24 protein-coding genes and 1 pseudogene are annotated in these 25,088 nt (G+C 43.4%); 5 read left to right on the forward strand and 20 right to left on the reverse strand.

Annotation, left to right across the window (positions count from 1 at the left end; translation table 11 throughout):
* Positions 1-143, forward strand: a pseudogene (locus QM968_RS04090) (TIGR00341 family protein); the annotation flags it as partial.
* A gap of 360 nt (positions 144-503) precedes the next feature.
* Here QM968_RS04090 and thrS read toward each other — a convergent pair.
* The 5 genes from thrS to ccpA form a co-directional block, all read right to left on the reverse strand.
* A complete protein-coding gene (gene thrS / locus QM968_RS04095) occupies positions 504-2,447 on the reverse strand; it encodes a threonine--tRNA ligase (protein ID WP_414325886.1) in 1,944 nt (647 codons plus the stop codon).
* A 61-nt stretch (positions 2,448-2,508) separates the two neighbouring features.
* Positions 2,509-2,832, reverse strand: coding sequence for a hypothetical protein (locus QM968_RS04100; RefSeq protein ID WP_009731422.1), 324 nt, complete (start codon positions 2,830-2,832; stop codon positions 2,509-2,511).
* A gap of 274 nt (positions 2,833-3,106) precedes the next feature.
* Positions 3,107-4,429 (reverse strand): glycosyltransferase family 4 protein, encoded by a 1,323-nt coding sequence (locus QM968_RS04105; RefSeq protein WP_414325887.1) that lies wholly within the window; start codon positions 4,427-4,429, stop codon positions 3,107-3,109.
* Position 4,430: 1 nt separating this feature from the next.
* Entirely contained in the window at positions 4,431-5,429 is a 999-nt protein-coding gene (locus QM968_RS04110) for a glycosyltransferase family 4 protein (RefSeq protein ID WP_414382486.1), read from the reverse strand.
* A gap of 141 nt (positions 5,430-5,570) precedes the next feature.
* On the reverse strand, positions 5,571-6,575 hold the full coding sequence (ccpA, locus tag QM968_RS04115; protein ID WP_414382489.1) for a catabolite control protein A: 1,005 nt from the start codon (positions 6,573-6,575) through the stop codon (positions 5,571-5,573).
* A gap of 160 nt (positions 6,576-6,735) precedes the next feature.
* On the opposite strand from ccpA, the gene QM968_RS04120 reads away from it, so the two are divergent.
* Complete coding sequence (locus QM968_RS04120; protein ID WP_154857658.1) at positions 6,736-7,818, forward strand: M24 family metallopeptidase; 1,083 nt, start codon at positions 6,736-6,738, stop codon at positions 7,816-7,818.
* 24 nt (positions 7,819-7,842) lie between these two features.
* On the forward strand, positions 7,843-8,181 hold the full coding sequence (locus tag QM968_RS04125) for a hypothetical protein (protein WP_009731427.1): 339 nt from the start codon (positions 7,843-7,845) through the stop codon (positions 8,179-8,181).
* Between the two features lie 97 nt (positions 8,182-8,278).
* Here the strand turns inward: QM968_RS04125 and QM968_RS04130 are convergent, their stop codons facing one another.
* The 4 genes from QM968_RS04130 to QM968_RS04145 all read right to left on the reverse strand — a co-directional run bounded on the left by QM968_RS04130 (position 8,279) and on the right by QM968_RS04145 (position 13,465).
* Positions 8,279-8,728, reverse strand: a complete 450-nt coding sequence (locus QM968_RS04130; protein ID WP_414382493.1) for an Rrf2 family transcriptional regulator — start codon at positions 8,726-8,728, stop codon at positions 8,279-8,281.
* Between the two features lie 111 nt (positions 8,729-8,839).
* Entirely contained in the window at positions 8,840-9,682 is an 843-nt protein-coding gene (locus QM968_RS04135) for a metallophosphoesterase family protein (RefSeq protein ID WP_009731429.1), read from the reverse strand.
* Positions 9,683-10,026: 344 nt separating this feature from the next.
* Positions 10,027-12,750 (reverse strand): FtsX-like permease family protein, encoded by a 2,724-nt coding sequence (locus QM968_RS04140; RefSeq protein WP_414382496.1) that lies wholly within the window; start codon positions 12,748-12,750, stop codon positions 10,027-10,029.
* A 13-nt stretch (positions 12,751-12,763) separates the two neighbouring features.
* Entirely contained in the window at positions 12,764-13,465 is a 702-nt protein-coding gene (locus tag QM968_RS04145) for an ABC transporter ATP-binding protein (protein WP_414325893.1), read from the reverse strand.
* 168 nt (positions 13,466-13,633) lie between these two features.
* Here QM968_RS04145 and QM968_RS04150 point away from each other — a divergent pair, with 168 nt between their 5' ends.
* Positions 13,634-14,980 (forward strand): Nramp family divalent metal transporter, encoded by a 1,347-nt coding sequence (locus QM968_RS04150; RefSeq protein WP_009731432.1) that lies wholly within the window; start codon positions 13,634-13,636, stop codon positions 14,978-14,980.
* Between the two features lie 345 nt (positions 14,981-15,325).
* Complete coding sequence (locus QM968_RS04155; protein WP_009731433.1) at positions 15,326-15,868, forward strand: TetR/AcrR family transcriptional regulator; 543 nt, start codon at positions 15,326-15,328, stop codon at positions 15,866-15,868.
* Between the two features lie 129 nt (positions 15,869-15,997).
* On the opposite strand, the gene tehB is transcribed toward QM968_RS04155, so the two are convergent.
* The 11 genes from tehB to ybeY all read right to left on the reverse strand — a co-directional run bounded on the left by tehB (position 15,998) and on the right by ybeY (position 24,782).
* Complete coding sequence (tehB, locus tag QM968_RS04160) at positions 15,998-16,861, reverse strand: SAM-dependent methyltransferase TehB (protein ID WP_009731434.1); 864 nt, start codon at positions 16,859-16,861, stop codon at positions 15,998-16,000.
* Positions 16,862-16,989: 128 nt separating this feature from the next.
* Positions 16,990-17,457, reverse strand: coding sequence for an SsrA-binding protein SmpB (gene smpB, locus QM968_RS04165; protein WP_009731435.1), 468 nt, complete (start codon positions 17,455-17,457; stop codon positions 16,990-16,992).
* Positions 17,420-19,780, reverse strand: coding sequence for a ribonuclease R (rnr, locus tag QM968_RS04170; protein ID WP_414382500.1), 2,361 nt, complete (start codon positions 19,778-19,780; stop codon positions 17,420-17,422). Before rnr ends, smpB begins: the two co-directional genes overlap by 38 nt.
* Before the next feature lie 98 nt (positions 19,781-19,878).
* Positions 19,879-20,112: a preprotein translocase subunit SecG gene (secG, locus tag QM968_RS04175; RefSeq protein ID WP_009731437.1), complete on the reverse strand. Its 234-nt coding sequence runs from the start codon at positions 20,110-20,112 to the stop codon at positions 19,879-19,881.
* A gap of 41 nt (positions 20,113-20,153) precedes the next feature.
* The gene (gene rpmG / locus QM968_RS04180) at positions 20,154-20,303 is read right to left on the reverse strand and encodes a 50S ribosomal protein L33 (protein ID WP_003005699.1); all 150 of its coding nucleotides are present in this window, start codon (positions 20,301-20,303) and stop codon (positions 20,154-20,156) included.
* Positions 20,293-21,411 carry a multidrug efflux MFS transporter gene (locus QM968_RS04185; RefSeq protein ID WP_414382503.1) on the reverse strand — a complete coding sequence of 373 codons (1,119 nt, stop codon included), beginning with the start codon at positions 21,409-21,411 and terminating at the stop codon, positions 20,293-20,295. The genes rpmG and QM968_RS04185 overlap by 11 nt, the downstream gene beginning before the upstream one ends.
* A 97-nt stretch (positions 21,412-21,508) precedes the next feature.
* Positions 21,509-22,105 (reverse strand): dephospho-CoA kinase, encoded by a 597-nt coding sequence (coaE, locus tag QM968_RS04190; RefSeq protein ID WP_414382506.1) that lies wholly within the window; start codon positions 22,103-22,105, stop codon positions 21,509-21,511.
* Complete coding sequence (gene mutM / locus QM968_RS04195) at positions 22,106-22,930, reverse strand: DNA-formamidopyrimidine glycosylase (RefSeq protein ID WP_414382508.1); 825 nt, start codon at positions 22,928-22,930, stop codon at positions 22,106-22,108.
* A gap of 46 nt (positions 22,931-22,976) precedes the next feature.
* Complete coding sequence (gene era / locus QM968_RS04200; RefSeq protein ID WP_009731441.1) at positions 22,977-23,876, reverse strand: GTPase Era; 900 nt, start codon at positions 23,874-23,876, stop codon at positions 22,977-22,979.
* A gap of 29 nt (positions 23,877-23,905) precedes the next feature.
* Positions 23,906-24,304: a diacylglycerol kinase family protein gene (locus tag QM968_RS04205; RefSeq protein WP_009731442.1), complete on the reverse strand. Its 399-nt coding sequence runs from the start codon at positions 24,302-24,304 to the stop codon at positions 23,906-23,908.
* Positions 24,285-24,782, reverse strand: a complete 498-nt coding sequence (ybeY, locus tag QM968_RS04210) for an rRNA maturation RNase YbeY (RefSeq protein WP_009731443.1) — start codon at positions 24,780-24,782, stop codon at positions 24,285-24,287. The genes QM968_RS04205 and ybeY overlap by 20 nt, the downstream gene beginning before the upstream one ends.
* Between the last annotated feature and the right edge of the window lie 306 nt (positions 24,783-25,088).

Genomic DNA, 25,088 nt, shown 5'->3' on the forward strand with positions numbered 1-25,088 from the left:
ATCAAGTCCATAATTCGACAAAATTAGATAGTGAGACGACCAAGGAATTTTACGAAAACATTGACAAGTATATCGATCAAAAACTCTCTGAAAAAGATTCACAAAACGATCTCGTAAAAGAAAATGAGGCAGACAAGGATTGAGAATAGTCAACTTATCTAACTCATGGAAGCAAATCTTGGGAAGATATCCTATATCCAAAAGTTAATGGATAAAAAGGATTGTTAATGAGGATACTATTTGTAGTGGTTTGACCAATCACTACTAGCTCAGGTTAAATAAAATATAAAAAGGCGGTGGGACAGAAATCGATAGACAAAGTCTCGATTTCGTAGTCCCAGCCCCGCGAGGATGATTAGGAGCTTTTTGGAGTCTAAAAGACGAACAAAAAGTTCAATCAGCTACCGCGTCAAAGTTTGATTGCTAATAAAAAGTGAGGTCGGGATCTTTTGTCCCAACCTCTTTTTTAGGTAGCTGGAATTTTTATCCCAGGTTTTATCGTTTTATTTCTCAACACGAGATTTGTTGGCGATATCAGCTAGGATAGCTGATACAAACTCATCTACTGACACAGTGTTTGTTTCTTTTTGTCCATAGCGACGAACGTTGACAGTTCCATCTTCCATTTCCTTGTCCCCAACGATCAATTGGTAAGGAATCTTGCTTGTTTGTGAAGCACGGATCTTGAACTGCATTTTCTCATTACGTTCATCCACATCAGCACGGACACCACGGTCACGGAGCTTCTTCGCTACCTCCCAAGCGTAGTCAACGTGTTTCTCGTTAGATACTGGGATGAGAGTTACTTGGTGTGGTGCCAGCCATGTTGGGAAGGCCCCCTTGTAGTTCTCAATCAAGATAGCTGTGAAGCGTTCCATGGTTGAAATCACCCCACGGTGGATCATCACTGGACGGTGCTCTTCTCCATCCGCTCCGATGTATTTAAGGTCGAAGCGTTCTGGAAGCAAGAAGTCAAGCTGGATCGTAGAAAGAGTTTCTTCTTTACCAAGGGCAGTCTTCACCTGGATATCCAATTTTGGTCCGTAGAAGGCTGCTTCCCCTTCAGCTTCAAAGTAGTCAAGTCCCATGTCATCCATAGCTGATTTCAACATACGTTGAGCATTTTCCCACATTTCATCATTATCAAAATATTTGTGAGTATCTTTAGGGTCGCGGTAAGACAAACGGAAACGATAGTCAGTCAAGTTGAAATCTTCGTAAACATCGATAATCAATTGAAGCGTACGTTGGAACTCATCTTTGATTTGTTCAGGTGTTACGAAAGTATGACCATCATTAAGTGACATTTCACGTACACGTTGAAGCCCAGTGAGAGCACCAGATTTTTCATAGCGGTGCATCATACCGATTTCAGCAATACGGATTGGCAATTCACGGTAAGAGTGAACGTGGTGTTTAAAGACTTCGATATGGTGAGGACAGTTCATTGGACGAAGAACGAATTCTTCCCCATCACCCATATCCATAGTTGGGAACATATCTTCACGGTAGTGATCCCAGTGACCAGAAGTCTTGTAAAGTTCTACTGAGGCAATTGGTGGAGTGTAGACGTGTTGGTAACCAGCAGCGATTTCCTTGTCGACGATGTAGCGCTCCAATTCACGACGAATCGTCGCCCCATTTGGCAACCAGAATGGAAGACCTTGACCAACTTCTTGAGAAATCATGAACAAATCAAGCTCTTTCCCAAGTTTACGGTGGTCACGCTCTTTAGCTTCTTCACGCATTTGAAGGTAGTTCTTCAAGTCTTTCTTGTCGAACCAAGCGGTACCGTAAATTCGTTGCATCATGGCATTGTCGCTATTACCACGCCAGTAAGCACCTGCCACATTCAAAAGGTGGAAGATTTGGATACGACCAGTTGAAGGGACGTGTGGGCCACGGCAGAGGTCCACGTATTCACCTTGACGGTAGATAGTCAAGCCACCTTCGTCTTCAGAGTGTTCTTCGATCAATTCCAATTTGTATGGATCGTTTTTAAAGATTTCACGCGCTTCATCTTTAGTCACTTCTTCACGAATAGATGGGAAGTTTTCTTTAACGATTTTCTTCATTTCTTCTTCGATACGAGGAAGGTCTTCGTTCGAGATTTGACCCGCTTGGTTGTCTGTATCGTAGTAGAAGCCATCTTCGATCGCTGGGCCAACACCCAAGTGGATGTCTGGGAAGAGGCGACGAGCAGCCTGAGCGAACAAGTGGGCAGCTGAGTGACGCAAGATGTCAAGAGCATCTTCGTGATCTGGTGTCACGATTTCAATGCTTCCGTCTTCGGTAATCGCACGAGTTGTGTCAATCAATTTACCGTTAAATTTACCAGCAAGAGCTTTTTTAGCTAGGGAATTGCTGATGGATTGAGCAATGTCAAAAGTTGTAACGCCAGATTCGAATTCACGAACAGCGCCATCTGGGAAAGTAATGTTAATCATAATATTATATTCTCCTTTTTTATATTTCATAGTTTCTATGCATTGACTTTTTATTAGCAGACTACTTCCTAGTATGAATGTTCAACTGCTTTTCTTTATCAGAGAGGAAGTTTTCCATTTCCGTCAGGATGTCTATCTCCAAACGTTGAGAAAGTTCTACTAGCCACCAGATATTTTCTGAAAGTTTATGTTCCAGTGTGTAAGGTGTTTCATCATAGTAGCGTCCTTGCTTGGTCATCACTAATCGTTGGAAATTTCCAATATCATTTGATAAAGCCAAGAGGTCTTCTTCTACCGTCCACTTGGAATCATGATGCTTAACTTCCAGATCATGATAAGCTTGTCGGATTGCCCAACTGCGCTCCACTAATTCTTGCAACTCCATAGTTAGTCTCCTCACAAAAAAATTGCGACATCCAAAAAGGACGTCGCAACGTGGTTCCACCTTCATTTATGTTCCTCAAAAAAGAGGGACACCTCTGATTGGCTCTAACGTGGCCACCGTTTTATGTTTGCATAAAAGTATCTCGAGTAGTCCCAAACCTATCCTCTACGCGATTTCCAGCTCCACGCGCTCTCTATCAGATTTCCTAGATTTGATATGTCTCTGTCAGTTATTATAGCACGATTGAAAAATTTTGCAAGAGAAAGTTTCTTTTTCAATCAAAGAAATGCGTGATTTTACGGATTTTCTTCACCTGTTTGACAGACGCCTTCATTATCTTGACCGATCCATTTACCGGAAGAGCAATGACCTTGGTCGGAATTTTTACAATGGTCTTGGACATCCGCTTAACCCGACTTTGCTCTGGGTTCAAGTCATTCGAAAAGTCTTTAGAGATGATTTTATCCAGATAAAATTCATAGACTCGACGGCCGAAGGTTGCTGCAGAAATATCATCAATCTTTTCTGCCCACTTATCCTCATCGATTGCAGGCATCTCGTCAATCGCTTCAAGAATTGCTTGGGCTAGATCGCTCTCCTCATAAAAGAGCTTCCCAAACATGGGGTCGTCAATCACATGATCAAGATAAGGATTCCCATGAGCAATGATCGGCGTACCGCTAGCAATGCTCTCTAAATAGGTCAGCCCTTGCGTCTCACTTGTTGAAGCTGAAATAAAGAAGTCAGCCGCCTTATAGTAGAGAGCGGTCTCATTTGGTTGTATCATACCTGTGAAGATGATCGCATCTGATACACCCAGCTTGGTTGCTTGTTTTTTCAAATCATCCAGATAAGGACCATCCCCAGCCACGATCAACTTAACTTTAGAATTGACCTGGAGGACATCCGGAAGAGCCGCAATAACCGCTTGGATATTCTTTTCATAAGAGACCCGTGAAAGACTCAATAACAATGTTTCATCTTCTGCTACCTCATACTTCTCACGAAGAGCAGCAGTCTCTGTCGGGGTAATTTCTGGTCGGTCAAACTTGGCCAAATCAATCCCTGTAGGAATAATACGTTTTTCTGCCTTTACCTTGTATTTCTGGAGCAAGTCATAAACGATCTCGCTTGGGCAGATCACTCCGTCCAGATCATTCATATAGCTTCTCACAATGTACTTGACCATACTTGGACGAATGACCATACCTCTCGCTATATAGCGGACATAGTCCTCATATTGGGTATGGTAGGTGTGAATGACTGGAATCCGCAACTCGCGTCCAATCCACACTCCCAAAAGGCCTAGTGAAAACTCTGTCTGGGTGTGGATAATATCCAACTGGTATTGCTTGGCAATGGCAAGCGCCTTTGAGAAGCCTCGATATGCGACCCGACGGTCCTTAAAGGCAAAGAAGGGCACACTCGGAATCCGAATGATCTGCCAATCCTCATAGCGGTTCACATCTTTATCTGTTGTCGTAAAGATAAAAACTGTATGACCCAATTTTTCTAATTCTGTTTTGAGCGTCCGAATACTGGTCGCCACTCCCGAAACTTGTGGGAAATAGGTATCTGTGAATAACCCTACACGCATCTTACATCTCCAAAACTGTTTGATAGGCTTCAACTAATTGATGAGCCACTATGTCGATCGAACGACTTTCAGCGACCTTGTAACCGGCCTCCCGCTTGTCGACTTGTCCATTTAGGACCTTGTTCAAGGAATCCACAAATTCATCCACATTGTGGCACAATTCAGATGAGGTCTCGTCAATCCAGCCATTGTAGACAGGGATATCTCGCAGGACGGTGTGCTGATGACTGGCCAAAGCTTCCAAAACAACGATTCCTTCGGTTTCTTCAAAAGATGGGAAGAAGAAGGCGTCAGCTCCCGTCATAGCCCCTTGGAAGACCGCTCCCTTGAAGTAGCCAGGGAATTCCACATTGCTAGGATGATCCTTTTCCACTAAGCGGCGGATCTTGCGCGGGATAATCCATTTATTGATGGAGCCTAGCCAAATAAAGCGCACATCTGGCATGCGACGGGCTACTTCTACAAAATCTTCGATTCCTTTGCGTCTAAAATAAAGCCCTGCACAGATAACCACCTTTTGGCCTTCTTGGATATTAAAATGCTTGCGAAAGACTTCTTCTTTTTTCGGATCCTTCTTGTATTTTTCCAAATCTATTCCATTGGAGACCGCAATAATCGGTGTTGTCACTCCATAGGACTGAATCAAGTGTTTGGAATACTCCGAAGGCGTGATGACATAGTCCGCCTTTTGGTACATATGAGCCAAATATTTCCCAAATAAGGGCGCAAAAAAGTTAGACCCGATAAAGGAATTTTCAAAATCCTCACGAGTTGAATGGCCATGCATGATGACTTTCTTTCCACGACGTTTTGCTGCATGGAGCAAGAGGAAACTCCGAGGCCCATAGGTATTGATATGGACTACATCATAATCCCCTAAAATATCTGTCGTATGCGGAATTCCAGCCAAATCCAGCGCATGCATTTGGTGCTGCAAGGCTCGACCAATTCCTGATTTTTGTAATACGGATTTTCCTTCTAAATACAGTAAAACTTTCATACCCTCTATTATACCGAAATAAAGAGTGCCCTTCAAGTTTCTACCTGTTGATAGTATAAAAAAGAGGCCAGAACAGCTCTGTTCTAACCTCTCAGACTAGTAGACACGTCTTCTCCATTCGAGACTCTAGTCTACTCATTCTTATTTTTTGGTCGTTCCACGTTGGTTAATCGTATGGGACAAAAGCACTTCCCGTTCTTCCAACTCTTCTTTGTGCATGATCTTGGTCAACATGCGCATGCTGATCGCACCAAGGTCATAGAGTGGTTGCCCAATCGTCGATAGGTTTGGACGTGTATAACGGGTTACTTGTGAATCATCGCTGGTAATGATTTCGAAGTCCTCTGGCACCTTAACACCTTTATCAGACAAGCCGTTCAAGAGACCTGCAGCCAATTCATCCCCAGTTACAAAGGCCGCTGTTGCTTTGGATGCAATGATGCGTTCTGCCAAATTGTAGCCTTCATGGTAACGGTATTTGGATTCAAACACAAGACCTTCGCTATAGCTCAATTTTTTCGCTTTTAAGGCATCTTTATAGCCTGACAAACGAATTTTACCATTGATATCATCCACTAATGGACCACTTACAAAAGCAATTTTCTTGTTGTGTTTTGCTAACTCTGTAACAGCATCCACTGTTGCTTGCTTGTAGTCGATATTGACACTTGGTAATTGGTGCTCAACATCCACAGTTCCAGCAAGGACCACTGGTGTACGTGAGCGTGAAAACTCTGAACGAATCTTTTCTGTCAAATGATAGCCCATGAAAATGATCCCATCTACTTGTTTAGAAAAGAGGTTGTTCACAACTGAAACTTCTTTGTCATCATCTTCATCGCTATTAGCAAGGACAATGTTGTATTTGTACATTTCAGCAATGTCATCAATCCCTTTAGCCAAGGTAGAGAAATAGCTGTTGGTGATGTTTGGAATAACAACCCCTACTGTAGTTGTTTTCTTGCTAGCAAGACCACGCGCAACAGCGTTTGGACGGTAATCCAAGCGTTCGATCACTTCCAAAACTTTCTTCCGCGTATTTTCTTTAACGTTTTTATTTCCATTCACTACACGACTAACGGTTGCCATTGAAACCCCTGCTTCACGGGCGACATCATAAATTGTAACTGTATCGTCTGTATTCATAAGATTTCCTTTCATTATTGAAAATTTCGTTTTCACTCTCTAATTAATCCTATTTTATCACTTATTGTAAACACTTTCAAGCATTTTGGTAAAATTTTGTAAACTCTTGCTTTTTTAGGGAAAATTTGACAAAATAGATCCATAGAAAGAAGGTAGCATTATGTCTAAATTAGATCAAATCGTCGATTTTCTTGAAACTGAAAAAACAGATGTCGCTGTTGTATCCGATCCTGTCACCATCAATTACCTGACTGGATTTTACAGTGATCCCCACGAACGCCAACTCTTCTTGTTCGTCTATACAGACCACGAACCCCTTCTCTTCGTTCCTGCACTTGAAGTGGAACGGGCGACTGCAGTTGTCGATTTCCAAGTGGTTGGCTATGTGGATTCTGAAAACCCTTGGGAAAAGATTAAAGGGGCTATCGCTAAACCAGATGCCAAAACTGTTGCACTTGAATATGATAACTTGATTCTGACCAAGTACAATGGTTTGCGCACTGTCTTTGAAAAAGCGGAATTTACTAACTTAACACCACGGATTAACCGCATGCGCTTGATCAAATCTGCTGATGAGATCCAAAAGATGTTGGTTGCCGGTCAATACGCAGATAAGGCTGTCAATATGGGTTTTGACGCCATCTCACTGGATAAAACAGAAACTGATATCGTTGCAGAAATCGACTTTGGCATCAAACGCTTGGGCTATGAAATGAGCTTTGAAACGATGGTCTTGACTGGAAATAATGCAGCTAACCCACACGGAATTCCTGGAAGCAACAAGGTCGAAAACGATGCTCTCTTGCTCTTTGACCTTGGCTGTATGGTGAATGGTTATGCGTCTGATATGACTCGTACTGTTGCTGTTGGGAAACCAGATGACTTCAAAAAAGAAATCTACCACTTGACGTTAGAAGCTCAACAAGCAGCCATTGACATGATCAAACCAGGTGTAACGGCGCATGAAGTAGACCGTGCTGCACGGAGCGTCATTGAAAAAGCTGGTTACGGCGAATACTTCAACCATCGCCTCGGACACGGCATTGGAATGGATGTGCATGAATTCCCTTCTATCATGGAAGGAAATGACCTGGTCATCGAAGAAGGAATGTGCTTCTCAGTCGAACCGGGGATCTACATCCCTGGAAAAGTCGGGGTTCGAATTGAAGACTGTGGCTATGTGACAAAAGATGGCTTTGGCCTCTTTACCGAAACCAGCAAAGACTTGCTGTATTTTGATTAAGTTAGAAAATAAGGAGATTGTTGTATGATTGTTTGGCGTGGTAAAGGCTTGCTCGTTCCCCTTGCTTTTATGCTTGGCGGGGCACTAACCAATATTATTTTTATGGCTCTTCATCTTAATGTGAGAAATAGAGCTGATAGTATCATACTTGGATGTATGATGGGAATCTTTTCAGCTGGTATCAATTATTTACTGACAAAGAAATTTGTTTCCGATCAAGTTCGGTATATGATTGATGAGGAAACCGGGCAACGCATAGCTTTGCGCGATCGTTCTTCCTTCATGTTCATTCCTAATCGATACTGGACATGGATTTTTGCAGTAACCTGTATTCTAGTCAGCTTCGTAGCCTTAGTGAAGTAAAGCTAGAAGGATGGTTAATATTTTACTCCATGAACACAAAAAGCCTTTCAGTCTAAACTGAACGGCTTTTTTACATCAAGTTTCTTACCGACTCAAATCAAGAAACGGTTGCTAGCTCCATCTGTTGCTTGGTTTGCTCCACCACTTCTTTGAGGCTGGTCTGAGCCATTTCCTTTTCCATGGCCAATTGAATCTCTTCTAGCTTCCCATCTAAAACACCATGGATGCTATTTCCAATCGGACAAGCTGGATTTGGGTGCTCGTGGAAACCAAATAATTGACCGGTCTTCCCCAGGCATTCAACCGCCTGATAGATATCTAACAAACTAATGGCTTCCAATTCTTTGGCCATCTCGGCCCCACCTGTTCCACGCGCCACATGGATGAGGCCTGCCTTTTTTAATTGAGACAAGGTTTTCCGAATAATGACAGGGTTCACCCCAACACTTTCAGCAATCATATCACTGGTCACCTTGGTGCAGTCTCCTTTTAGGGCAATCATCACTAATACATGGGTTCCAATGGTAAATCGACTTGAAATTTGCATATCTTCACTCCTTTCTGCCTGTTTGGAAGGTCTCTTCTACTGGATATTTTTCAATAGATGATACTCATTATCCCTATTATACACTTTTGCGTTGTAATGTCAATAGTTACACTATTGAAAGAATTCCTCTAACCAAGCATTAATCTCTCGATCATGGCCTTCTCTCCGCTCAATTTCATGAAGCAGCTCATGATTGTGGGTATGATGAATCCCATTGATCAAACTTTCGTAATACACTTGATAATAAGGGAGATGGAGATCTTTGGCAAGTTGGAGTTCTTTGTTGACATCATAGTCCACCCGTCTAAAATCGACATCTTTTAGTCCCATTTGATCAAATTCGAGAATGGCATACATAGCCCGAAGGTCCTTGCGAAGATTCTTTTCCAAAAAGAAGGGTTGACCGATCGATCCAGGGTTGAGGATTAGTTCTCCGCCAGTCCCATAACGGAAAAATTGCTGATGGATGTGGCCATAGACTGCGATATCACAGGCTGGATTTGTCACCAAGCGATCGAAATCCTTCTGATCCCCGATATGGATCAATTCGCGTCCCCAATTCTTATCGGGTAAGTGGTGGCTAATACCGATTTTCAATCCAGCAATTTCCCGGTGCACCTGCATGGGCATTTTCTGCATGGCTTCGATTTCTTGAGGAGTGATTTCTTCGAGAATATATTGACACTGGCGCATGAGGTAGCGATGACTCGGTCTAGTCTCATCCAACATCCCCTTCATAGCCCGCCACAGGCTATCTTCCCAGTTTCCCAAGACTTTCACCGTAATAGGAAGCTCCTCTAACAGCTCCAATAGTGCACGTCTGCCTGTCCCTGGCATTAAACTATCTCCCAAGAGCCAATATTCATCCACCTTGGCTGTTTGGCTATCTTTTATAACAGCTTCTAAAGCTGTTGTATTTCCATGAATATCTGAAAGCAAAGCAATTTTCGTCATGATCTTCTCCTTGCATCCATTATAACAAAGAGAAGAAAAACTTCCACCCTCAGGTGAAAGTTTTAAAAACATTTGATGCTGGTAAAATGAAAAAGAAGGCTAGGGCTCTTTTTGTCAACATCAGATGCGGGCTTTGTATCATAGTGAATTGCGACAGGATGAGGGAGGATCGATACTATCCTCCCGAAGAGTTAGTAATTCGTGTAGGAAAACCACTATCGTGCTTGCCGTTACACGAATTGAACACGCCTACAACTCTTTGGAAAAAGATAAATCCAACTAGAAGCGGACGCTTCGTCGTTGGATTTCCTATTTTCCTTTGAGTTGCTTAACGGCTTTGTATCTTAGTCTACTGATTTGAGAGCTTCGAGCATATCCACTTTCCGGAGGTAATAGTCGACATAGATTCCTAACAGGATCAAGAGAAGGACAATCCCTCCAACAGGGAAGAAGCAGACACCCAGTCCCACGTAGGGATAAAAGAGAATGGCATCAGGTGCAATCATGGCAATAAGGAATTGATGAAGATAGTAGCCTCCTCCTAACCCTAGCAGAATCCCTATGACGGACAATAAGATGGTCTCTCGGTAGATATAAAGCGTCACTTCCTTATTGTGAAAACCTAAGACCTTAATGGTTGACAATTCCCGGATTCGTTCTGCCACATTGATATGGGTTAAGTTGTACAAGATCACAATAGCTAGCAAGATCGATACCACCACCAGGATCATCATGGTTTTATCCAAAGATTTGGCAACAGAGGTAAACAGCGAAATCATCGAAGCATTCTGACTGACTCCCTTAACAGCTGCAAGAGCCATCATATCCCGACTCACAGCTTGCACTTCTTGTTGAGACGGATCCTGCAACTGCACCAAATAACTATTTTCAGGAGCCTTCTTCCCGTATATTTTTTGATAAGTTGTCTGATCCATATAGATAAAGTGTCCGACATAATTTTCAGTGATCCCTGCCACCTTGAAAGAATGACCGTCTATCGTTAATCGATCCCCATCCGTAACCCCTGCAAGTTGTGCCAGTTTGCTGCTGATGATAACCCCTTTCTTTAGAGACAAGGGTTCACCTTTATGGAGAGAAGCCAGGGTTACAAAGGGCGATAAATCTGCTCGATCCGTCACCATCATGGTAATGCTTTGCTTGTCTCGACCACCTTTAAGAGAAGCTTCAAGCAGCTGGCTATAGAGAGATTGATAATTTTTGATATCTGATTTTGCTAGACGATTGGTTAGTTCCTTGCTTTCTTGGGGAGAAGCGTTGGTTTTTTTGGCCACAATCAGCTCATAAGACAAGATTTCTTGAAATTGCCGATTTGGAACTCCTTTTACAGAGGATTGAATGCCAAGGCCTGCAAAGAGAAGAGCAACCGAACCTGCCACACCAAAAATGGTCATCAGCATCCGTAGTTTGTAACGAAAGAGATTGCGAGCAGTAACCTTGTGGGTGAAACTCAGTCGTTTCCAGATAAAACCAATACGCTCTAGGAAAATCTGAGAGCCTGAAACGGGTGGTTTCGGAAGCAAGAGAAGATTGGCTTCTTCTTTTAATTCCTTACGAGACACCCAATAAGCTGGAAGAACACTGGCTACAAGGGACAGGCCGAGAGCCATGAGAGTCATATTTGCATAAAAATATTCTTTGCTGTCCCCAATGACCATCCCTTGTGTGATAATCTTGGAAATAATGCCTGATAGGAAATAATGGCCTAGCAAGTTTCCCAGAAGCGTCCCGATGGTTCCTGCGAAAAATCCATAGAGGACAAATTTGAGAACGATGTCCTTGGTACGATAACCTAGCGCTTTAAAAATGCCTGCATTGGTCCGCTCTTCATCGACAAAGCGTGTCATCGTGGTAAAGGTGACCATGGCTGCTACTAGATAAAGGACCACAGGAAATATATTTCCGACGGCAGAGATGCTACTACTAGCATTGCTATACATGAGGTATCCTTGCCCACCAGGCATGGTCTTGCGATCATAGACGTGGTAGGATGGGATTTCTAGTTGCTCCAGATCCCTTTGGGCCTGGAGCAACTCTTCCTCTTTTGGTGCAAGCTCAGTTTGACCGCTTGTCCATTCTTTCTTTTTCTGATCCAGCTCTGCTTTAGCTTGCTGGATCTTTGCTTGACTGCTTGCTTGTTGCTGAGCTGGTAGGAATGGACCTAGTTTACTTAGCTGGGCCTCTTGCAAGTCTAATTGTTTTTGACCCTGATCGATTTGGGACTTAGCTATTTGAAGTGTATCTTTAGCACGACTAAGTTCCTTTTGCCCCTTTTGGATCTCTGTATCAGCCGCCTGCTTGAGTCTTTGGTAGCGAGCCTTTCCATTATCTTTCAGCTGCTTTTCTATGTCCTCTTGATGGACTTGGAGTTGTTTTTGGTAGGCTGGGGAAAAAGAATCCAACGATTTCAGATCATCAAACAGAATACGTGCTATCATAGGCAATTTATTCGTGAAAACTTCTTTTGAAACTAGAGCATAGGCATCTAGATTTCCACTTCCACTCCTTGCACTGCCTAAATTTTTCTGAGACCACATTTCAGATGATTGAACAAAGCCAACAATAGTAAAGTGCTTTCTCTTTAAAACAGACTTCTCTCCAACCTTTTCTTCAACCGTAAATCGATCTCCAATCTGATAGCGATCGGACCAAAAACTAGCTAGGGCCAGTTCTTCTTCTTTCTTTGGCAGACGCCCCTTGGTCACACGAAAGGACGAAATGCTCTTTGGAGGAGAAAAGAGCCGAATAGCCTTCCCTGTTCCTTTCACCGTCACATCCGTCAGAGAGCCAAATTCGACACGGGTCCCACTGAGTCCTTCCAGCTCTTCTTGATCCGCTTGATCTAATCCCAAGTCTCCCATGACAGCAAGATCCAGCATCTCTTCTTGCTGGATAAACTGGTTAGCGGTTCGATGCATGTTTGGAGTAGTCACTTTCAAGCCAACCAAGGCTAAACTCCCTAGCATCATCAAGATTAAGATGGAAAGGAAACGCCCTTTTGACTCAGTAAAAGAATGAAAGAGGTCTTTCCAATATACTTTTCGTTTCATGCTTCCACCTCTTCTAATATTCTAGTGTCGCAATATCTTGAGGGGCCTCATTGACTTCGACTGACTGAACCTTTGCATCGTGCATGCGAATGACTCGGTCCGCAATTGGAGCTAGAGCAGCATTATGGGTTACGATGATGACCGTCGCTCCTTTTTTTCGAGACATATCCTGTAAAATCCCCAATACTTGCTTACCCGTCTGGTAATCCAAGGCTCCCGTGGGCTCATCGCAAAGGAGAATTTTAGGGTTTTTCGCCACTGCCCGAGCAATCGCCACCCGTTGTTGCTCTCCACCTGACAATTGGGCTGGAAAATTATGCAGACGATTTCCAAGTCCTACTTCTTTTAATACGGTTTCTGGATCTAGAGCATCAGAAACAATTTCTGATGCCAACTCGACATTTTCCTTAGCTGTTAGATTGGCCACTAAATTATAAAATTGAAAAACAAAGCCAACATCATCCCGCCGATAATCCGTTCGTTGATGGGGATTGAGCTTAGCTATATCCACACCATCAATCAAAACCTGGCCTTCGTCGTTGGTATCCATCCCTCCTAAGATATTGAGAACCGTTGATTTACCAGCACCCGAAGCTCCTAAAATGATGACCAATTCTCCTTGCTCAATCTCAAAAGAAACATCCTGATTGGCGAGAATCTCTGTCTCTCCACTCTTGTATCGCTTGTAACAATGTTTCATTTCGATGTAGGCCATTTTCTCTTTCCTCCTGTAGTTTCTATCTATATTATAGTCCTTTTCTTCTAGATCTCAAAGAAATAGGGAGATCAAAGATTTGCAAGATCCCTTAGAATCATGAATGATTGTCAATTTTATGCTATAATGAGAAACAAATTTTAGTTATTGTTAGAAAGAAGGCTCATTGTGAGTTTACAACAGTTTGAAAGGAAATCACTTCAAGAAATCAATCAATCTATTGATGTTCCAAAAGGAATCCCCTTTTGGAAGGCCCTCCTGCTCTTTTCAGGACCAGGTAGTCTCGTAGCAGTCGGCTATATGGATCCCGGGAACTGGATCACCAGTGTCGTTGGAGGAGCACAGTATCGGTATCTTCTTTTATCGGTGGTTCTCCTCTCTTCTTTAATTGCCATGCAGTTACAACAAATGGCTGGTAAACTAGGGATTGTCCATCGCAAAGACCTGGCCCAAACGACCGCCCATCACTTACCCAAATGGCTTCGCTATACTCTTTGGCTTGTGATCGAGCTAGCTTTAATGGCAACAGATTTAGCTGAGGTCATCGGATCAGGGATTGCCCTCCACCTTCTCTTTGGTTGGCCCTTACTCTTTTCCATCCTCATCACCATCTTTGATGTCTTCCTTCTCCTAGGACTCATGCATCTGGGCTTTCGTAAGATCGAAGCTATCGTTTCAACCTTGATCCTAACGATCCTCGCAATTTTCGGCTACCTAGTCTTCCTATCGAAGCCAGATATCGGAGGAATCTTCGCCGGCTTTCTCCCTCAAAAAGAAGTAGTCGGAATCGGGCTTCCAAAGGGAAATGAAGCCTTGACCTTGGCATTAGGAATCATCGGGGCAACGGTGATGCCCCACAACCTCTACCTCCACTCTTCGATCTCTCAAACACGAAAAGTCGATTACAACGATCCAGCGGACATCAAGCGGGCGGTGCGTTTTATGACCTGGGATTCCAATATCGAATTAAGTTTGGCCTTTGTCGTCAATTCCCTGCTCTTGATTCTTGGGGCCGCCCTCTTCTTCGGACACGGTGACAAGATCGGTGCTTTCTCTAGCATGTACGATGCTCTCAAGGATAACCAGATTGCAGGAGCTATTGCCAGTCCTTTTCTGTCCACACTCTTTGCCATCGCTTTGTTAGCTAGTGGTCAAAACTCAACCATTACTGGTACCCTAACCGGTCAAATTGTTATGGAAGGTTTCCTAAAATTCCGACTGCCACAATGGTTGGTCCGTCTTATGACCCGCATCATTGCTCTCCTTCCAGTCATCATCGTTGCGATTTTATTTGGAGACCAGGAACATGTCTTGGACGACCTGCTGGTCTATTCTCAGGTCTTTCTATCAGCAGCCCTCCCCTTCTCTATCTTCCCCTTGGTTTATTTCACCTCCAATAAAGATATCATGGGAGAACACGTCAATGCCAAATGGAATACCCTCTTAGGCTATCTAGTCGCTATTATCCTAACCATCTTGAATGTTCATTTAATTGTAACAACCTTTATCAAATAAGGAAAACCAGCACTTTGAATGGTGCTGGTTTCTTTTGTTTCTCAGGTCACTTTCTCCATCTTGTTTATTCTTTTCCTAAAAATTTCCTGACCATTTTTTTAGAAGGGAATTATTTTAAATCACTAATTATTGTGATATTTTCACAAATTCTTGCCGAGCCCCGCCAGTCATAAACTTGTGATTTTTTTACATACTTTTACAAGCCTTTCAAGAATTGGAAAAGTTGTCTGATTTATCTTTTTAGAGTATAATGCTATTTGTTAGTGGCGTGAAATTATTTAACCTGTAAATTATTTCAACGTCAAATAAATAGAAACAGACTCATACAACAATAGAAAGGAACATATGGCACGACAAAGACAAACGACAACCAAGGCCGATTTGAGAGACGCGCTTTCAAAACTGCTACTGCAGCAACCTTTTGAAAGCATTACGATTCGACAATTGACAGAAACCGCTGGGATCAACCGCGGGACCTTCTACTTGCATTATGTAGATAAATACGACATGTTCGAACAAATGAAAATGGATATGGTGCAAGAATTGGATAGTCTTTTTGTTGAAGGAAGCCCTGTCAAGGTGAATTTTCTCAATGTCTTAACGACCATTAAAGAAAACTATGACTTTATATACGCCCTCACTCAAGCCTGCTATTCGGACTTTCGAAAATTGGTAAGAGGTTTTACCCTTCATGCATTAGACGATACTCCCCATGCTGAGGAGCACATCATATCAGACTTCCAGGTTCCCTACAAATATGGCCTTGAGATTTTCATTGCTACAATCGAATCTGTGATTGTGACCTGGCTAGAATCTGGATCTAAGGAAGATCCAATCGAGATTGCAACCATCATTCTTAGTGTCTCAGATTTTACTAGCTGGAACTAAGCTAGCCAACCTTTTCCAACTTTCGTGGAGAAGGTTTTTCTTTTTAGCAAGTAAAGAAGGACAAAATCTCCTTGTGTAGATTCTTCAGCCGAGATCAAAAAAGCGAGATCCTATTGTCTCGCTTCCATTCTATTCCTTTTTCTTTGCTAACATGGTTGCAAATCGAAGTTGGATTCGATTGCCGTTCTCATCTCGTCGATGAAGATGGCCGGGATTTTCGTTGTACTTAACCAATTCCCAATCCTTATAATACTCCGCCAGTTCCCCTTCTTTAAAGGTAAAGGAGAAGGGCACCTGGCAGGGATAATCATCCGTATCCATGGCACAGACAATCAGATTGTAACCACCTGGATTGGTCTGTTCCTGCATATTTCGGATGATAGCTGGAATCCGATCAGCCTCTAGAAACATGAAAACTACCGTTGACACAATCAAATCATAGTGTTGGGTGAGGGCTGCAGCATTGATATCATAGAGTCCCACAGGCATTTCTAGATCTTCCTCAGCGACAATGCTTTGCAAGATTTCAAGAGCCAGTTCATTTTGATCCACTGCTGTCACGTCAAAGCCATGTTGGGCTAAAAAGAGAGCATTGCGACCTTGCCCGCATCCTAGATCCAGTGCCTTTCCAGCTGGAACAATCTTCACTGCTTCTAACACTTCTGAATGGACAGGATTGGTGTTGTACTTTTTGGGAAAATAGTCTTTTGGCTCACAGTAAAATTCTAAGTACCACTCCACATCGTCTGTTGCAGCTTCGACACGGTGCCAGGCTTGGGGTTCTACCATGGGGTTCTCGGCTCCAGCTTCAAAGATATGGCTAGCGATTTCTTCCCCATCTTCTGTCAATTCAATAAATCTTAACTGACCTTTTAGAACCGTAATCTTCCCCCAGGTCCCCACCTTTGTATTGTGTTTGTGTCGGAGGGCTTCTGGCATGGTATCCTTGTTCCAGAGGGGCATGCGCTTGTAGGCAATCAATTTTTGAGTCATATAGCTTCTCCTTTTTCTTTCAGTACCTTTATCATACAGAAAAAAGAAGCTCTTGACAAGTTCGAAAAAGAAGAGGCCGTCTCTAAGAAAAAAGCAGTTCTGAAACAAGTTTCAAAACTGCTTTTTGATTACCGTGTATTGTATTGCTTCATGACCCGTGCGATGTCTCGGTTTTGTTCCCGACGTTTGATGGATTCGCGCTTGTCATAATCATGTTTCCCTTTGGCAAGTCCCAAAAGCAATTTGGCATAACCGTCTTTAAGATAGACTTTCAATGGCACCAGGGTCATCCCAGTTCCTTTGGTTTCTTGGTCCAGCTTTTGGATTTGCTTTTTGTGAAGCAGGAGCTTGCGGCGACGATCTGGATCTTGGTTCCAGATATTTCCTTCCTCATAAGGGGCAATATGGACATTACTAAGCCAAACCTCACCATTTTTTACTTGTGCAAAGCCATCTTTCAAGTTAATGCGTGCTGCACGGACACTTTTGATCTCTGTTCCTGTCAGGACCATCCCTGCTTCAATCGTATCCACGATGGTATAGTCGTGTCTCGCCTTTTTATTTTGCGCGACTACCTTTCCTTCGCCCTTTGCCATGTTTGGCTCCTTTCTTTGCTACTTCCTTGTAAAAAGGTTTCTTTCCTTTTTTCTTTTTGGATTTAGGAGAAGCATCTTTCCGTTTTTCGTCTCTTCTGATAGACGAACTCTTAGAAGCTTTTTTCTCCTTGCGTCTACGTTCTCTGCGATTGCTATCGCGATCACGCCCCTTGGCCTTGAGCCCTTTTTCAACGACATCCCATTCACTTGGAATATAAGAGAAATCAATCTCTCCGGTCATCTTGTCAGCTCTTTCTACCTTGATCCGGATTTGCTGACCAACACGGAAAGTCACTCCCGATTTCTCCCCGCGAAGGGTTAGATCCCGTTCGTTAAAATGGTAGTATTCCGGTAGATTGGTAATATGAATCAAGCCTTCGACCGTATTGGGTAGCTCCACAAAGAGACCAAATTTCACCACACTAGAAACCACAGCATCGTACTCTTCCCCAACATAGTCTTCCATGTATTCGGCCTTTTTCATAGCTTCTACTTCACGCTCGGCATCAATAGCCCGGCGTTCTCGACTAGAAGATTGGCTGGCAATGTCTGGAAGAACTTGTTCAAAGTGCTCTGCCACTTCTTGGGATTTTCCATATTCACGCACCATTCGATGAACCATCAAGTCCGGATAACGACGGATGGGACTGGTAAAGTGGGTGTAATATTCCGCAGCGAGCCCATAGTGGCCATGGTTGTGCTCTGAGTAACGGGCCTGTTGCATCGAGCGCAACAACATCATCGAAAGGACATCTGCATAAGGTTCTCCTTCAACCTTGCGCATGATTTCTTGCAGGGCTTCTTGGCTCATCTCACTAGCCGTTCCGTAGATCTGGATCCCAAAGCTAGAAGCATAATCGATAAACTTCTGTACTTTTTCTGCCTTTGGATCTTCGTGGATCCGGTAGATGAACGGCAGTTTCATTCGTGTAAAGTGCTCCGCCATCGTTTCATTGGCAATCAACATAAAGGACTCAATCATCCGCTCCGCAATTCCTCTTTGACGGAGGACGATATCAACTGGTTTTCCTTCTTTATTGACTAATATTTTAGCCTCATTGGTATCAAAATTGAGGGCTCCTCGGCGAATCCGCATGCTTTCTAGAATACCATGCAAGGTCGCCATTTGATGAATACTTGGGACAATTTTCTTAAATTCTTGAGCCTTATCTTCGTCTCCCGCTAAGATATCATTAACGTCGCTATAGGTCATTCGGAAGGTTGTATTGATCACTGTTTGGGTAATGGTATGCTTGACGACCTTTCCATGAGGATCAATCTCCATGATGGCAGACTGGGTCAGGCGGTCTACATTCGGATTTAAAGAACAGATCCCATTGGACAAGCGTTCTGGAAGCATGGGCACTACTCGGTCGGTCACATAGACAGAGGTTGCACGATTTAGAGCTTCCTTATCAAGAGCTGAGCCTTCTGTAACGTAATAAGAGACATCTGCGATGTGAACCCCCAGCTCAAAGTTGCCGTTCTTGAGTAGCTTGATATGGACCGCATCGTCCAAGTCTTTGGCATCCGCTCCGTCGATCGTAAAGGTAATCTCCTCTCGCAGATCCAACCGCCCCTCTAAATCCTTTGCAGACGGTGCATCTGGAACCTGCTCAGCTTCTTTCAAAACTTCCTCAGGAAATTCTGAGACGATATCCATAGATTCCAACACTTCCAAGACATCAATGCCTGGATCTGTCACATGACCGACCACATCGCGTACAGTCGCTACAAAATAATTGTGCTTACGGCTCGGGTATTGGTCAATTTCGACCTTGAGGATTTCGGTACCTTCTAATTGGATGGCTGGCTTTTTCACATAGATCAGCTGACTGATCTTTTGATTTTTCGAACGAATGTAGCCCGCATATTTGGGCTTTTCCTCATCCAGGACAATTTGTCCGACTACCGTTTTAAGACTATGTTCCAAAACATCAATAATCTTCGCCTCAGCTGCAGTTCCCTTGTTTCGGTCTGCAACCTTGGTGATGACGATCTCAACGGTATCCCCATCGATGGCATGATAGACATCATTTCGTCCAACAAAGAGGTCCTCTTCTTCGCCCTCTAAACTGACAAAACCAAAGCCATTTTTATGGGCGTGAAAGGTGCCCTTGAGGGTAATTGCTGGCGCCTTCTTTTGGGATAAGCACAGGGAGCCATCATCCTCAAATTTTAACTCATGACGGCGTTCCATCAGAGAGATGGTCTTGACCAACTCACGGAAATCCTTAGACCCGTCTTTTCCTAGAGCAGCTGCTAAATCATTGATCTGGACTTTGCCATGCTCTTGTAAATATTCTTTTATATCTGTTTTCATTAATTTTTTGCTGGTTATCCAGCCTCCTTTTTTCTATCTAATTTTATAATCATCGTTTTGCAAAATAAAAATAGGCAAAGACATTGTCTGAGCCTATCTTATTTACTAGAAAGTACCATTAAGATCATCGCGATCAATAACCAAAAGAAGATCATAATGGCTGTCAAACGCTGCATCACGGCTTCAAAACCACGCGCTTTTGAACGTTCAAACAAGTCATTTGAGCTAGCGTCAAAGACGTTGCTCGATTGGTTTTTAGTTGGTTGCATAAAAATTGCGATAATAATCAATGCTGATAATACTAGTAAAATAGTTGTTAATGCTCCGCTCATATTCAAAACTCCTTAAAATCTTCACTATTATACCACGAAAATCATTTTGATTCAATATGTAAGGTTACTTTTCTTTCCTTGGGACAATACTTCAAGACCTCGATCTTCTCAGGATGGGTTTTGGTATTTTTACTGGTCAAATAATTCTGACTCCCACAGCTAGTGCAGGTCAATTGAACTTTAATTCGCACGTATCTCTCTCACTTTCAAATACTTTCTAAATAAGAATAAGAGGAACATTAAATCAGTAAAGGCCAAAAGGGCTGTTCCGTAAAAGACCCAATGATAGCCAAAATGCATGAAAATACTCGATCCCATCATCGGACCGAACACCCCACCCAGATAATAAAAGAGCTGGTTGTAGCTAAAAATCCGAGAGATCCCTTCAGGAGGCGTTAAGCGATTTAACAAAGCAGAAACTCCTGGTAATAAGGCTCCGGTCCCAACTCCAAAGAGAAAACGTAAGATTCCTAATTGCAGGGGCGTTTGGGCCTGAGCGCAGAGGAGATAGAGACAGCCACTATAGAGAAGAGCCAGCAATAAGAGCCGGTGATTCCCGATTCGGTCCCCGAGTTTACCCATCCAACCTGAAAAGAGCATACTAGATATCCCCATAGCCGAAACAATCATCCCCGATACAAAGATCAAGTTATCTTTCTGTCCCAAAGCCCGCACATAAAGAGGCAAGATTGGAGAAATAGATTGGGCGATCATTTGAATGGTCATGCTGGTCAAAAAGAGCCCCAAGAGAATATCTTTTTGCTGAATGGACATGAGCAACTGCCAACTGGATTTTTGTTCTTCTTTTGGCAGGGGCTCATAGTCTTCCTCGATGCCCCAAAAGGTTAAGAGGGAGACCAGAAATAAGAAACATCCTAACAAAAGAAAGACATTCCGCATTCCCAGATTTTCAGCAATGAGTCCCCCAAGCAAAGGCCCCATCAAGGTTCCAGCTACAACGCCGGTCGATAAGGTTCCTAGGGCATAGCCTGATTGGTCCTTTGGGACTTGACTGGCAATCAAGGCTGTACTATTAGGGACAAAGCCTGAAAAGACTCCATTTAACAAGCGCAGGACCAAAAGCCAAAAGACCGACGGAACAAAGGCAATGCCACCCATAGTCAGTGTCATGGCAATGGAAGCCCTGAGCATCATGGGTTTTCGACCATAGCGATCAGCTAGACTCCCCCAGATAGGAGACATGATCGCAGAAGTTACAGAGGAACTCGCGACGGCAATCCCCGCATAAAAGGGAACGGCCCTTCCCGTAACACCCAACTCTTCTACAAAGAGGGCCATAAACGGCACAACTAATGAAAGACTGGCTCCGATGAAAAAGCATCCGATCCAGGCGATCCATAGATTTTTACGCCAATTGACTTCTCTTGTGATAAAATCATCTTCTTTCTAATTGTCTTAGGTCTGCATCTAATTGGGCATAGAGGGCAGTTAGATCGCCATTATTGTCTAAGACCAGATCTGCATGGGCTCTTTTCTCATCTAGCGACATTTGAGCAGCGATGCGTTCTTTAGCCTGCAGTTCTGATAAGTGGTTGCGTTCCATCAGGCGCTTGAGCTGGGTTTCTTTTGATACAGCTACCAACCATACGGCTTCAAACCACTCTTCATAGCCTTGCTCGATCAAGAGGGGAATATCCATAAAAAAGAGATCGGATTGAGCTGCTTGCCTGTCTCTTGCATCTGCCAAAGCCTCACGAATGAGCTGGCCTTGGACGCGATTGGACCAGTCTCGTTCACTAGGATCTGAAAAAATCCGTTGACCTAGAGCGACGCGATCCAGTTCTCCATTTTCTGTGAGTATCCCATTCCCAAAATGGTCTACTAGGACACGGTAAAGGGCTCCTCCTGGTGCCTGCAAGTCACGGACCACTCGATCAGCATCAATGACAGGATAACCTTTTTCTTTCAAATAGGAGGTGACAGTGGACTTTCCTGAAGCAATTCCTCCTGTTAATCCAATGATTCTTGCCATCTAGTTCTCCTTTTGACAGTGGGGGCAAAAATGGGTTCCGCGTCCCCCCAGCTGGATTTTTTCAATCGGTGTCCCGCAACGCAAACAAGGCTGGCCTGTTTTCCCATAGACCTGGTGTTCCTCCTGCATGGTGCCATCCTCTCCGAAGGCATTGCTATAAGAGCGAATGGTGGAGCCACCCTTGTCAACAGCTTGGGCAAGCACAGCAATCGTTTCTTTGCGAACGGCTTTAGCTTCTCCAGCAGTCAAGCTTTGACCCAAACGGGCTGGATGAACCTTGGCTCGATAAAGGACCTCATCTACATAGATATTGCCCAGACCAGCCACTAATTTTTGGTCTAAAAGAGCTGATTTAATGGGTTTCTTTGATTTTTTAAGAGCTGCTTGGAAGGCTGGCCCTTTAAAATCTGATTCTGTTGGTTCTGGACCAATCTTTTTCGCCAAAAAGTAGCTGTCTACAAGCTCAGGTACTAAGACTTCCATGGTCCCAAACTTGCGGACATCTTCATAGACCAGGGTGCTGCCATCTGTAAAGTGAAAGAAGATATGGGCGTGCTTGCGAAGAGGAACTTCGTCTGGATAAAAGAAATACTTACCTTCCATCCGCAAATGCGAGATGAGGACCAAATCCTTCAGATAAAACAAGAGGTATTTCCCGCGGCGCCCCATAGCCCGAATTTCTTGACCTGGGAGATCTTGACGAAAAGCATCCAGATCCGTCTGAATCATCTTTGTATACTTTACTTCCACTGACTGGATAGTTTTTCCAAGAATTAATTTCTCAAGACCTCGTCGAACGGTCTCTACTTCTGGTAATTCAGGCATAGAACTCCTTTCAAAAACAAGAAGCAGGCCTTCTGCCCACCTCTTCTTAATATTCTTTTTCGTTGTAGCCGAAATCAGCAAGATCCAATTTCTTATCCCGCCAATTTTTCTTGACCTTGACCCAGGTTTCTAGGAAGACCTTGTCCCCTAGCATGAGCTCGATATCCTTACGCGCAAGGGTTCCAATCTTCTTGAGCATGGCGCCACCTTTTCCGATCACAATGCCTTTTTGGCTATCGCGCTCGACCATGATGGTTGCTCGGATATGGACCTTATCTGTCTCTTCATCCCGCTTCATAGAATCCACCACTACTGCAACAGAATGGGGAATTTCTTCCCGAGTTAAGTGCAAGACCTTCTCGCGGATCATTTCAGAAATCAAGAAACGCTCTGGGTGGTCAGTGATTTGGTCAGCAGGGAAATATTGGAAACCTTCTTCTAAGTTTTCGCTCAAAATATCAATCAAACGCGAAACATTGTTTCCTTGAAGGGCTGAAATCGGCACAATTTCCTTGAAGTCCATCTGACTACGGAAGTCATCGATTTGCGCCAAGAGCTGGTCTGGATGGACCTTGTCGATCTTGTTGACCACGAGGATGACGGGCACCTTGGCTGCTTTGAGGCGCTCGATGATCATGTCATCGCCTTTGCCACGTGGTTCATCTGCTGGCACCATGAAGAGAACGGTATCGACTTCCCGAAGGGTACTATAGGCTGACTCCACCATGAAGTCTCCGAGGGCTGTCTTGGGTTTGTGAATCCCTGGGGTATCGATAAAGACGATCTGTTCCTTATCGGTCGTGTAGATTCCCATAATCTTGTTGCGCGTTGTTTGCGCCTTGTCACTCATGATGGCAATCTTTTGACCCATCACATGATTCAAAAAAGTTGATTTCCCGACATTGGGACGTCCTAAAATGGCTACAAAGCCTGATTTAAATGTCATAATATCCTTTCATGAGGGGAGTCTCCCTCTTATCCAAATACCAAAGCCCAGAATTTGGGCACAAAAATGATCAGTCCTGTCACCAAGGCAAAACCTGATACGACCAGGACCGCTCCAGCCGCCATGTCTTTGGCATTCTTTGCCAACATGGAGAAATGGTAGTTACTAGCTAAATCCACCACATTTTCAATGGCTGAATTCACAATTTCAAAAGCAATCACCAAGGTGATGCTCAGCAATAAAAAGAGCCATTCCGTCACAGAAATCCTAAACACCAAACCAGCAAGCATAGCTACAAGGGCTGATAAGGCGTGTTTGCGCATATTGCGCTCTTCTTTGATCGATGTGAAAATTCCTGTTATCGCAAACTCCAGGCTTGAAGTGAAGTCCCGATTTTTCCATTTTCGCTTATTGTCTTGTGAGTCCATAGGCTGTCAAAATCTCTTCCTGTAAGCCAAACATTTCCTTTTCTTCTTCTGGCGTATAATGATCATAGCCATTGATGTGAAGAAAACCATGTACTGCTAAAAATCCCATTTCGCGCTCAAAGCTATGGCCATATTCTTCCGCTTGCTCCCGCGCCTTGTCAATTGAAATAAAGAGCTCACCAATATAGGTATCGAATTCTGCCATCATCTCTGCCAATTCTGGATTTTCTGCAAGATCTTCCTCGTCAAAAGAAATCTCCATCTCTGGCTTGTATTCTAAACTGATGACATCTGTCGGACGATCCGTATCACGGTATTCAAGATTTAGTTCATGACTGCGTTCATTGGTCACAAAAGTCACAGCCATTTCCTTGTCTTCTTTCCCAATTTTTTGAGCAGCAAATTCTAAAATTTCTTGCGTTTGTTTTAAGATTTCCTTAGAGACTTGACCCGTCTCATCTACCATTTCAATATACATCTGGATCACCTCACTATTATCACTTCATTATAGCATAAAACCAACCCATATACTAGATACAGGCTGGTTTAAAATATTGATCCGTAGTTTTTCATATCAAAATATCAAGAAAGCTATAATAATTTTTATTTTTTTGATCAGTCAAGATACTAATAAAACTTTCCGCCGTGAGAAAAGTGCTTGAAACAATACTGTTTCAAGCACTCGGGAGTTTTGAGACTTTAGGCTCAAAACTAAGTCATGGAACTTCGAAGAAGGTCGCTGACGTCCGTAATCACATAAGGAAAGTTTCTAAGAATCTTTTAT

Origin of the sequence: Streptococcus sp. OMI870 (assembly GCF_047460295.1) — a bacterium.
In the GTDB taxonomy this organism is placed as follows: Bacteria; Bacillota; Bacilli; order Lactobacillales; family Streptococcaceae; genus Streptococcus.